Annotated in this window: 10 protein-coding genes; 1 reads left to right on the top strand and 9 read right to left on the bottom strand. The window is 51.2% G+C overall.

Going from position 1 to position 11,449, the window contains the following annotated elements:
• Positions 1 to 924 (top strand): IS91 family transposase (locus C7H09_RS14085; protein ID WP_106761970.1); only part of this gene is annotated, 924 nt, incomplete at its 5' end.
• 291 nt (positions 925 to 1,215) lie between these two features.
• On the opposite strand, the gene C7H09_RS14080 is transcribed toward C7H09_RS14085, so the two are convergent.
• The 9 genes from C7H09_RS14080 to C7H09_RS14040 all read right to left on the bottom strand — a co-directional run bounded on the left by C7H09_RS14080 (position 1,216) and on the right by C7H09_RS14040 (position 11,441).
• Entirely contained in the window at positions 1,216 to 2,019 is an 804-nt protein-coding gene (locus C7H09_RS14080; RefSeq protein WP_133166238.1) for a hypothetical protein, read from the bottom strand.
• Positions 2,020 to 2,118: 99 nt separating this feature from the next.
• Positions 2,119 to 2,658, bottom strand: coding sequence for a hypothetical protein (locus tag C7H09_RS14075; RefSeq protein ID WP_106763732.1), 540 nt, complete (start codon positions 2,656 to 2,658; stop codon positions 2,119 to 2,121).
• A complete protein-coding gene (locus C7H09_RS14070; protein WP_106763730.1) occupies positions 2,655 to 3,521 on the bottom strand; it encodes a TIR domain-containing protein in 867 nt (288 codons plus the stop codon). Before C7H09_RS14070 ends, C7H09_RS14075 begins: the two co-directional genes overlap by 4 nt.
• 536 nt (positions 3,522 to 4,057) lie before the next feature.
• Positions 4,058 to 4,468, bottom strand: coding sequence for a hypothetical protein (locus C7H09_RS14065; protein WP_206074332.1), 411 nt, complete (start codon positions 4,466 to 4,468; stop codon positions 4,058 to 4,060).
• A gap of 90 nt (positions 4,469 to 4,558) precedes the next feature.
• Entirely contained in the window at positions 4,559 to 5,968 is a 1,410-nt protein-coding gene (locus C7H09_RS14060; RefSeq protein ID WP_106763726.1) for a caspase family protein, read from the bottom strand.
• A 402-nt stretch (positions 5,969 to 6,370) separates the two neighbouring features.
• Positions 6,371 to 7,066, bottom strand: coding sequence for a TSCPD domain-containing protein (locus tag C7H09_RS14055; RefSeq protein ID WP_106763724.1), 696 nt, complete (start codon positions 7,064 to 7,066; stop codon positions 6,371 to 6,373).
• 29 nt (positions 7,067 to 7,095) lie between these two features.
• Positions 7,096 to 9,234 carry an adenosylcobalamin-dependent ribonucleoside-diphosphate reductase gene (locus C7H09_RS14050; RefSeq protein ID WP_106763722.1) on the bottom strand — a complete coding sequence of 713 codons (2,139 nt, stop codon included), beginning with the start codon at positions 9,232 to 9,234 and terminating at the stop codon, positions 7,096 to 7,098.
• Between the two features lie 500 nt (positions 9,235 to 9,734).
• Positions 9,735 to 10,529, bottom strand: a complete 795-nt coding sequence (locus C7H09_RS14045) for an ABC transporter ATP-binding protein (protein ID WP_106763720.1) — start codon at positions 10,527 to 10,529, stop codon at positions 9,735 to 9,737.
• Between the two features lie 9 nt (positions 10,530 to 10,538).
• Complete coding sequence (locus C7H09_RS14040) at positions 10,539 to 11,441, bottom strand: ABC transporter permease (RefSeq protein ID WP_106763717.1); 903 nt, start codon at positions 11,439 to 11,441, stop codon at positions 10,539 to 10,541.
• Positions 11,442 to 11,449: the final 8 nt, after the last annotated feature.

The raw sequence follows: 11,449 nt of genomic DNA, 5'->3' as shown, positions 1-11,449 counted from the left end.
CCCTGTCAGCAGCGACAACAGGCCTATCCGTCCTGCGGCCATCGCAGTTGCCCGGCCTGTCAGCACGGCACCAACCGCCAGTGGCTGGAGCGGCAACGACAGAAATTGCTGCCGGTGGACTATTTCCTGGTGACCTTCACCCTGCCAGTCCAGTTGCGGGGCTTTGCCTGGCATCATCTTCGGTGGACCTGTCACACCCTGTTCCAGGTTGCCCGGGAGACCCTGAACCAGTTTGCCCGCAACGATCAACGCCTGGGCAACCAACTCGGGCTGGTGGGGGTGTTGCACACCCACTCCCGGCGCTTGGCCTTCCACCCCCATGTCCACATCGTGATCCCCGGCGGCGGGCTGACCGGATCTCGCTGGCAACGCCGGGCCGGAAAGTACCTGTTCAATGGCCGGGCTCTGGCCCGGGTGTTCCGCGCCAAGTTCCTCGACCGAATGCGCAAGCAGGGCTTTGCCTTGCCGGACGCCATTCCCCGGGACTGGATCGCCCAGTGTGAGCAGGTCGGGCGCGGAGATCACGCGCTGACTTATCTGGCCCGTTACCTCTATCGCGGGGTGCTGCGGGAGCCGAATATCGTGGCCTACGATAGCGAACAGGTGACCTTCCGCTACCGGGACAGCCAGACCCAGTGTTGGCAGACCCTGACGGAACCGGCGGATCGATTCCTCTGGCGAGTCTTGCAGCACGTCTTGCCAAAGGGGCTGCGACGGGTGCGGGAATACGGTTTTCTGCACAGCGGGGCACGCAAGACGCTACACCGGTTGCAGTTGCTTCTCCGCGTGACGCTACCGTCGATGGCAACCGTAAGCCAACCCCGCAAGCAACGCGCTTGCCCCTGTTGTGGCCAGCCCATGAGCCTCACGGTCTGGCGCCAACCCTGCCGGTGGCCAGTCATTCGGCGACGATGGCCAGCATAAATTACCGACCATCCGACACGTACTCAAGCGGGAGGAGCCAACGCACCTTATGACACCACGACCAGGGCACACCGGCTGCCAGCTTCACCGGCGGCCCCGGGTAACTCTGGCCTGACAAAAGAGGCCGCCCAAAGCCAGGGCCAAAGCACCTCTGAGTTCTCCGCCGCTATTTCCTTAATAATGAAGCACCGGGCTCGTCCAACACCGGATCAGGTCGCGGCGGTGCGCGACCTATCCTTATTTGTTAGACTCCTCGCATTCATATATACCGGAAAATTTGTGGAGCAGCTACTATTGCCTGGAATTACCAATCTGAGAGCGATCACTGACTTCACCAGATACGATCTTATTCACATCATCATAAGTTGCACTAATAAAATCCGAACAAGCTCGGGCATGCTCAGCCTTTATTAAATAGGCCGTTCCTCCGACCTCTCTAAGACCTTCAGCTAGCTTGGGGATTTTTACACAGTAAGACTTGATAGCCTTCAAAGTATCTAACATTTGCGGCCGGCGTCTCATAAGCACAACATACTTCCAGTACTCACCGAGGTTGACAGAACCGACTCGTGCGCTCATTTTATACAGATTACGACCGCCGTCTGGCCTCAGGCCATCATAATAAAACAGCTGTTTCTCTAATTTCGCGGCGAAATCCGTGAGAGAATCCTTTAGCTCGGTGTCACCAAAGTCCCAATTGTCGTATATTTTCTTTAGCTCGAAGTAAAATTCCTCAGGCCCGTGGCGCTTTATTGACCTAAAGATCGGCCCAAGGTCGGTAATTTCTTCTATCTCGCTAAAATATAGGAATAAGTCACTATATTTCTCTCTCAGATCTTCAAAAATCCGATTCAACTCGGCCAGATCACCCTCTTCTTTCGCCTTTAATTTGTTCAAAGGCTCATCTATTTTCCTGAAGTCAAAGACCCGCAGCGAGCGCCAAGCCAAATAATCAGAAAGTATTTTGTCTTTATCTGAAGATGACGCCGACAACTGTTCTGCTAGCTGCATCAGAGTGTTATGTGATAATTGAACATCTCCATCCTTCAAGGCGGAGAAAGATTGTTCAAGGAAAGAGTTATGGTCTATTTCCACAAATACCCCCTAAAAAAAGATCTGCCGTCTAACGTCCGCAGCACAGGAAAAAATGTAGCGCAGCGGAATTTTTGTCTTTGTGCCTGCGTTTGTTAGGCGCTATTCGTGTTGCAAATAGAACCATTCTATTTCGTCCATTATTAGATCGCCCGGATCATCGCCCCTTTCTTTGATATAAAGCATCTCTTCCAGTTTATCTTTTGCAATGAAAAGAATCACTTTGCCTTCTTCAGAATAAATAGTATTTCTCTTGATATGTGCCTGATTTTCAGGATCCTTGTTCGAGCAAATTATTCCGAGGCGACCCATAGCCTTATTGAGATAATTCCTAGTCTGATTTACTTCTTCCTTTCCGATTTCTGTTTTGTCGTAGTTCTTAAACTCGAAGAGTACTAACCTGGCGTCAAGTTCACGATATATTTTTGCCCAAACGTTGTCTCCCAGATCCTGTCTATTTGGGAAAACAGCGTCCCTCCTGTCGATCCCCGAATAAGATCTTGGTTGTATTTTTGGTTGTGACAAAGGCGGCACAAAAAGAAAAGTCAGTATTTCAGTGCATATTTCCTCGAACTCTGCCCAGCCAGCTCTCCCTGGAGGAACGGCATTCAATCTCGTTACCATGTCGGTGATCTGTGTCATTGATCACCTCTACCACCGAAAAATCTTTCGACTAATTGGGGATATTTCAATATAAGCTGCTTTAACTTAACCCCATCAACAACGGTTATAGAAGTTCTCTTTTCTTTTTCGTTAAATTCCAGCCATTCGCGAGCTGTAGACGTCAACTGGCCATTGGTAATCAATACGCCATTTACATCCAAGCTTCTATCCTCAAGATAGTAGCTTAGTTTTTTAAGAGAACTGATGTCGGCGCGCGAGTTTTTGTTGTACTTTATTTCTATCGCCCAATAGATATAGCTGACGCCACCGAAAGGGTTTCTTGTTTTGGTTTTTGCTGAAATATCAAAACCCATATCTCGACCAATATGCTGGTTTTCGATATCGAAAAATCTTAACTTTTTTAGTAGCTCTACTATTAAGAGCTCGAAATCCATTGGATCTAAAAGCTCGAAGTTTACTTTTGGCAGGTTTGAGAGATAGGTAACAAGCTTCTCAATGGATTTTTCTGAATATTCTTTGGTGGAGCTGCTATAACTTTGATTTTCAATGAAGAATGAAACCTGATCACTCAAGGAAGGCAAGAACTTTCGCCTGCCTAGATAAACAGGAATCACAAGAATATTCCGGCTTTTCAGTTTATATCTTATATTTTTATTTATCTCACGATGAATCCACTTGCTCTCATAATCATGCTCAGGCATTAACAACAATACAACATCCGAGGATTCCACATTATAAAGAACATGGTGCAACCATTCTTCGGCAAGCTCTGCTTCAAAAACATCATATACAGGGTTCAGCCCATGACCACGGAGCCTTTCTGCCAAATTATCAGCAAATTCCCTCTCGCTGTAGGTGCTCGAAATAAATATTCTATTCATTGATTGCTCATCATGATGTATTGGTTTCGCCTAACGCTGATGGTAACCGGCGCCGGAGCGCAAGCGGAGGGAACCAAAAGCTACTAGCTTTTGGCGTCCGGTTGACCGGCTGGTTAGTGGCCGGTCACCACCAAGGTCTCACATGACACCCAACGCTGCACGCCCTCTCCCGAACAGCTTGCACCAACCCGACGGATGGCGAAAGGAACCAAAGCGCAAACAGTGCCAGCCCGATTACCGTTTAAATCGAACGGCCCCAAAACTGGGGCACGCCATGAATAACAAAACTTCGGATGAGTTTTGCTCCCAAACCCGACAGCGACTTTTCCGGCCTTGGCCATCACCCACGTATGCGGCTTTACAGCCAAACCCGATGCCAAGGCCTTGGCACTAACCCAGCCAAAAATGAAGAAAGCCAGGACCAATAACGCCCTAATCACCGGGCCAGCGGAGTGGAGCAATTTTTGTGGTATAAAGGAGCGTAGCGACACCACAAATAATTGCGCAACGTAGCTGGCTCCGCGTGCATTGGATTGTTATGTGATTTTGCGTATTTTGTATGGTGCCAAGACATCAATAAACCTACTTGTGATTTTAGTTTGGAAGTATGTTCCTTTTTCAATCCACTTTTTATCAGAGATGACTGGCTCTACTTGCTCTAGCACATCATCATGTGGATAGAGATATAAATCACCTTGCTCGATAAAGCCAATGTATAGGTTTTTACCTCTATACTTTTGGGCAAACGAGACGCCCCCCTTTAGCTGTATTTTGATGTCGGAAACTCCATCAATATGAACAGCGATGAAATCGGCTCCATTCCAGTCGTTACTTAACCAAATACTGTTGTACCCATAATCGGCCAGTATCGCAGCAATTTTGTGGAAATTGTAAGTTTCCTTCGCCTTTGCATTGAGATCTTCATATTTGATTGGTTCGAGCTTCATACTATCCATTCACATAACGCTAGCCAGCATGCGCGGCTACGAAATGAAGGCGAAGCCGCAATGTAGTAGACGTCGCCGTGACTGGCATTGTTATGTGTTGCCCTCACTAAATGAAAACACATATCTTTTTGTGAAGTTATAGGGGTCTGATACATAGGCTTCCGCAACTTCGGAAGGATCATCAAACCAAGAGTGGTGAGACCATTTCCATTTTTTTGTCCCATCGAATTCGTTGAATGAATCCCAACTGGATCTCTTCTCATAAGAGTTGCACGTCAAGATCAAGCACTCAGTTAAGCGTGGCAGAAAAACTATCTCGGAAAAAATCCGATTTAGAGCCATAGATTTTGGCTCAAAATAAATACCGACATGAACGGATTTCAACTTGCTATGATTCCAAATATTATAAGTCGTATCATATTCATCTTCGGATGTTAATGCAGCTATTGCTGCGCTAATACCAAATGGATGCCGCCGTTTCGTTTTCTCAACGTCGCTCTCGACAAATGAATCCGATCCACCTCGACGCGTCAGAAGATCAATCACTGAACGCTTATTTTGGACTAGTTCAAAGTCATCGTATTGTACAGTTCGAATATCAAAAAAATCATTGATTTCCGGTGTTGTCCCTGAGGCGCTTAGAGTGTACTCGAAAACGCCATTGATAAATTCCTGCGCTTCAGCCATCGTTGGAATCAATGATTCCATCTTTTCAATAGCCTCTTTTGCTAAAGCAAATTCTGTAGCTGGTGGTGCCACTGCTTGGTTACTGTCGGTACCGGGTACCACCAAAAAAGCCTCTCGAAAACCTTTTAGGTGTGTGGCATCGGTGCAAAATTTTTCTTGCGAAGTGCCCTGCCGTATAAAATGCGGTGTTTGACTGGAGTGGCTTAAAAAAGCATCTCGAAGAGCGCTCTCAACATCGGAATAATAAACGGGACCTTTCTCTTTATTCAAACAGGCTTTGATAAATTCATCGGTAAAAAGGCTGATTCTGTCCCCCGCAAGTGAAAACTGAATTTCTGTGCAAGAGGAGATCTGAACGAAGTTGGAAAACTTATTCTTCAGAGCGTATGACAGGGGAGTTACATGATTTTTGATTAAATTACGACCAGCCTCACATGCATCTATAACAACCACTGATAACTCTGCCTGGAACTGGCGAATCAATTCAAATGCATCGTTTCTTGAGAGACCAGTGGTATTGGGTGAAGACTCTTTAAAATTTGAAAAGCACATGAAAAAGTCATCGGAGTTTGAGAGGCCGTGGCCAGAGAAGTACAAAAAAACCTCTTCAAATCCATCACCAGATTCCGCCAACTCTCTGAGTTCATCCTTAACTAAGTCAACTGGCTTATCTACATAATCCAATATTCTACTGAATTTTTTAGTTGCCAATAGCAACTCGCGCATTTGATGAACATCATTCGCGCAGCAGTCTAACGTCGATAACTCATCATATTTTGTGTTTCCTATGAGGATTGCAATATTCTGGCTCATTAAGTGCACCTAGATTTATATAACAGTTTTATATCCAGCTATTCTATAATTCCCATTTATGATGAATTAAATGAAAAATTTGATATTAATGCTTGCCTTGGATCGTAATCAGACTTTCACCAAAACACATAACAGTTGATTAGATAGAAGCCTTCACGATTACGTCTTTCTGACCACTTCAATATTACGCATCGATATTACACGCCAACTTACCATCGATGCTCAAAAAGTCCGAAATATCATGTAACTACAATCGAAAAAAAGAAGCAAGTCAGATTCCGATTAGTAATATCAACGCAGTCTCATTTCCGTCAATAACGAAGCGTCGCATCGCCGAAGGGCCGAAAAAAAGGCCCGGCAGCTTCCGCAACCAGGCCTTTTGTTACTCAGCGGTCGATCACCTTAACCGCATTTGCTGTCGCCACAAGACAAGCAGGTGGCGCAGCCGTCCATTACGATTACCGCCTTGGTGCTGCACTTGCCGCACATGGTGGCGTTGGCAGGGTAGTCGCTGCTGGTGTCGTCGTTGGTGGCCTTGTTCTGGGTGGCTTCGAACTCGGCGCGTTTTTCCGCCAGGATGCGCTTGGTGGTTTCGCTCAGTTCGTCGCTTTCCAGCAGGCCGATGGCTTTCAGGTGCTTCTCGATCACGGCGCCGATTTCGGCCACCAGGGAGGGCATGAACACGCCGCCTTTCTTGAAGTAGCCGCCGTTGGGGTCGTATACGCTGCGCAGCTCTTCCACCAGGAAGGTTACGTCGCCGCCTTTGCGGAATACCGCAGAGATTACGCGGGTGAGAGCGATTACCCACTGGAAGTGTTCCATCGACTTTGAATTGATGAACACTTCGTACGGCTGCCGGCTTTCGTGGTCGGTGCCTTCGTTCAGCAGGATGTCATTGATGGTAATGTACATCGCGTGCTCCGCCACCGGCGGTTTGATCTTGTAGGTGGTGCCCAGTAAAAAGTCCGGGCGTTCGATGTTTTCATTCATCTGTACCGGCTTGGCATCGGTGCTGGCCGGTGCCTGCTGCTCGGTATTTTCGGTGTCGGCTTTCTTCACCCGGTAGCCGACGATCTGATTACTGATTTTTACGGTCATTTTAATAGTCCTGCTTGTCGGTTCCCGGTTTAGTACTTTCCGTAAGTGCCTTCTTTCAGCGCATCGAACAGGTTGGCGGCGGTGTGGGTTTCACCGTCGTATTCTACCTGTTCGTTACCGCGCAGGGTCACTTTGCTGCCATCGTCCAGGGTGAACTCGTACAAGGTGTTCTCAAGGTCTTTCTCTTTTACCAGTACGCCCTGGAAGGCTTCCGGGTTGAAGCGGAAGGTGGTGCAGCCTTTCAGGCCTTTGTCGTAGGCGTACAGGTAGATGTCCTTGAAGTCCTGGTAGGGGAATTCTGTCGGAACGTTGGCGGTTTTGGAAATGGAGGAATCTACCCACTTCTGGGCCGCTGCCTGAATGTCCACGTGCTGGGTGGGCGTTACGTCGTCGGAGGTGGTGAAGTAGCTCGGGAGCTTCTTGTCTTCCTCGTCGGAGAACGGCATGGCGCCCGGGTTGACCAGGTGGCGGTAGGCCAGCAGCTCGAAGCTGAATACGTCGACCTTCTCTTTGGTTTTACGGCCTTCACGGATGATGTTGCGGGCGTAGTGATGCGAGAAGCTCGGCTCAATGCCGTTACTGGCGTTGTTGGCCAACGACAGGCTGATGGTGCCGGTGGGGGCAATGGAGGTGTGGTGGGTAAAGCGGCCACCTTTCTCGGCCAGCTTGGCCACCAGCTCCGGCTCCACGTCGGCAATGCGGTTCATGTAGGCGCTGTATTTGGCGTGCAGTACCTTGCCTTTAACCTTGTCGCCCACCTTGATGCCGTCTTCGGCCAGTTGCGGGCACTTGTTCAGCATTTTCGGCGTTACTTCAAAGTCGTCTTCCATGATTGGCGCCGGGCCTTTTTCTTCGGCCAGGGCCAGGGACTGGCGCCAGCCTTCTACCGCCATTTCCCGAACCACTTCTTCGGTGAACTTCACCGATTCGTCTGAACCGTAGGGCATGCGCAGCATGGCCAGGGTGGAACCCAGGCCCAGAATGCCCATGCCGTGGCGGCGCTTGTAGGTGATCTCGTGGCGCTGCTCGGCCAGCGGCAGGCCGTTGATTTCAACTACGTTGTCCAGCATGCGGGTGAAAGTGCCGACGACTTTGCGGTACTTCTCGTAGTTGAAGCTGGCTTTTTCGGTGAACGGGTAGTCCACGAATTTGGTCAGGTTTACCGAGCCCAGCAGGCAGCTGCCGTACGGGGGCAGGGGCTGCTCGCCACAGGGGTTGGTGGCGCGGATGTCTTCGCAGAACCAGTTGTTGTTCATCTGGTTGACCTTGTCGATCAGGATGAAGCCCGGTTCGGCGTAGTCGTAGGTGCTAGTCATGATGGTGTCCCAGATAAACTGGGCTTTCACCGTTTTGTAGATGCGACAGGCGACTTTGCCTTCGGCATTCACCACGTAGCCTTCCTGTACCGGAAAATCGCGGTACACGAACTGGTTGGCGTCGGCTAGGTTGAGGCCTTCGTCATCGGCTTCTTTCTGGGTAACGGGGAAGGACAGGTGCCAGTCGTCGCCGTTGCGTACGGCTTCAATGAAATCTTCGGTGATCAGCAGAGACAGGTTGAACTGGCGCAGGCGGCCGTCTTCGCGCTTGGCCTGGATGAATTCGATGACGTCTGGATGGTGTACGTCGAAGGTGGCCATCTGGGCACCGCGACGGCCACCGGCAGAGGATACGGTGAAACACATGCGGTCGAAGATGTCCATGAACGACAACGGGCCAGAGGTGGTGGCACCGGCGCCAGCCACGTAGGCACCCCGGGGGCGCAGGGTAGAGAATTCGTAACCGATACCACAGCCGGCTTTGAGGGTGAGGCCAGCTTCGTGGTTTTTCTCCAGAATGTCGTTCATCGAGTCGTCGATGGTGCCAGACACCGTGCAGTTAATGGTGGAGGTGGCCGGCTTGTGGGCTTCGGCACCGGCGTTGGAAGTAATGCGGCCGGCGGGGATGGCGCCGTTCTGCAGGGCCCACAGGAATTCCTTCATGTACTTGTCGCGTACGTTTTTCTTTTCTACTTCAGCAAGGGCTTTGGCCACGCGCTCGTAGGTGGCGTTGATGTCCTTGTCGACGGCGTCGCCGGTTTTGGTTTTCAGCTGGTATTTGCTGTTCCAGATATCCAGCGAAGCTTCCTGCATGGGAATCGTGTTGATCACTGCCTGTGCCTTAGCGTTCATTGCCACCCTCGGTTTTCAGTCTGTCTCGGTTCGAAAGCGCCGTCTCTGGCGCTGTGTCGTTCTGCGTTTGGGTACTGTGTTGGCCATCAGCCGATGCCTGCCACTATATGTTGTGGTAGGTCTTCGTTGGAATACTGCTGCTCATGGCCGGAATTTGTTGCTGATACGTGTTTCAGGCCTTGGTGTAGCCCGCTTTTCTACCGATTGACATCTGGTAGATGTTGGCTATCGGCCCTATATGTGGGCTTAATTTCCGTGAAGTATAACAGGATATAGTGTTCTGTGAATAAGAGAGCAACTATTGAAGTGGAGTTCGCGGCTAAGAAAATCAATGGAAATAGCCTTGCAAAGCCGGGAGGCCCCGCCAGCACGCAATTCCAGGCTGGTTCACTATATCTTGTGGTTAATAATTGGTCGGAACATTACGGGTGTGGTGTCTGTAACCAAAAAAGCGGGAGCTTGGCGCCCCCGCTTTTCAGATCACAATACAAGGTACCGCATCAGCCCAGCAGCAGGCTGTCGTCGTCTACCTGCAGGCCGCGCTGTTTCTCGAACAGGCCAAGCAGGTCTTTTACCTCCAGGCCGTCACGGTCCTTGCCTTCAATGTCGAACACTACCTGGCCCTGGTGCAGCATTACCGTGCGGCTGCCGACCTCCAGCGCCTGCTTCATGCTGTGGGTGACCATCAGGGCCGTGAGCTTCTGCTCTTCGATAATCTGTTCGGTCAAGTCCAGCACGAAGTTGGCCGTTTTCGGGTCCAGTGCAGCCGTGTGTTCGTCCAGCAGCAATATGCTGGAAGGTGTAAGGCTGGCCATCAGCAGGCTTACCGCCTGGCGCTGGCCGCCGGAAAGCAGGCCCATTTTGTCGCCCAGGCGGTTTTCTAGCCCGAGCTTCAGCGTCGACAAACTTTCGCGGAATTGTCCCAGGTACTGGCGCTTCACGGCGGTGGTCAGGCCACGGCGCTGACCCCGCTTGATCGCCAAAGCCAGGTTTTCTTCAATCGACAGGTTCTCGCAGGTGCCGGCAAGCGGATCCTGGAATACCCGGGCTACCCGTGCGGCCCGCTTGTGGGTTGGCAGGCGGGTAACGTCGAGGTTGTCGACGATAATCTGGCCGCTGTCTACCAATACTTCACCGGCCAGGGCGTTCAGAAATGTAGACTTGCCCGCGCCGTTACTGCCTATAACGGTTACGAACTCGCCCTGGTTTACAGTCAGGCTCATACCCCTGAGGGCGGGGTTTTCCAGCGGTGTTCCCTTGCCGAAGGTGAGTCTCAGATCGGATGCACTGATCATATGGCCTCCTCAGGCGGCTTTGCGGGTAAAACGGCTGGCGAGCTTGCTGCGCACGCCCGGCAAAACAATGGCCAGAGTAACCAGCACGGCGGTAATCAGGTTCAAATCCTGAGCCTGCAGCCCCAGCACATCGGCATTCAGGGCGAAGGCAATGGCCAGTCGGTAGATGATTGCGCCCACCACACAAGCGAGAAGAGCCCGCACAACGGTAGAAGGCGTGATCACGGCTTCACCGCCAATCAGAGAGGCCAGGCCAATCACGATAACCCCGACCCCCATGGTTACATCGGCTGCGCCCTGACTCTGTGCAAACAGTGCACCCGCCAGGCCCACCAAGCCGTTAGAAACCGCAACGCCCAGGATAATCATGCCGCCGGTCGCAATGCCCTGAGCCCGCGCCATACGTGGGTTGGCACCGGTCGCGCGCATGGCCAGGCCGGTTTCGGACTTCATGAAGCGCCAAAGTAGAACCAGCGAAACCAGCGTAACCAGTGTGAACAGAATGACCGGCACCTGGTGGAACTCGAGCCCCAGGTCGTACCAGGGGGTGAGCACGGTTTCTTCGGTTAGCAGGGCCACGTTGGGCACGCCCATAATCCGGAGGTTGACTGAATAGAGGGCGATCATGGTCAGGATTGACGCCAGCAGGTTCAGGATATTCAGTTTTACGTTCAGGATGGCGGTTACCGCCCCTGCGGCCATGCCTGCCAGAACGGCGCAGCCGGTAGCCAGCCAGGGATTCCAGCCTTCAATAATCAGTACGGCCGCAACAGCGGCGCCTAGTGGGAAGCTGCCGTCAACGGTCAGGTCCGGGAAGTCGAGAACTCGAAAAGAGAGGTAGATGCCAAATGCAACAAGGCCGTAAATCAGGCCGGTTTCGAGGGCACCATAAAATGCGATTTCGCTGAGCATGGGTAATG

The sequence above is a fragment of the Marinobacter fuscus genome (assembly GCF_003007675.1).
GTDB classification, from domain to species: Bacteria; Pseudomonadota; Gammaproteobacteria; order Pseudomonadales; family Oleiphilaceae; genus Marinobacter; species Marinobacter fuscus.
The sequence above is the reverse complement of the archived record's forward strand: the minus strand, read 5'-3'. Positions and strand labels throughout refer to the sequence as shown.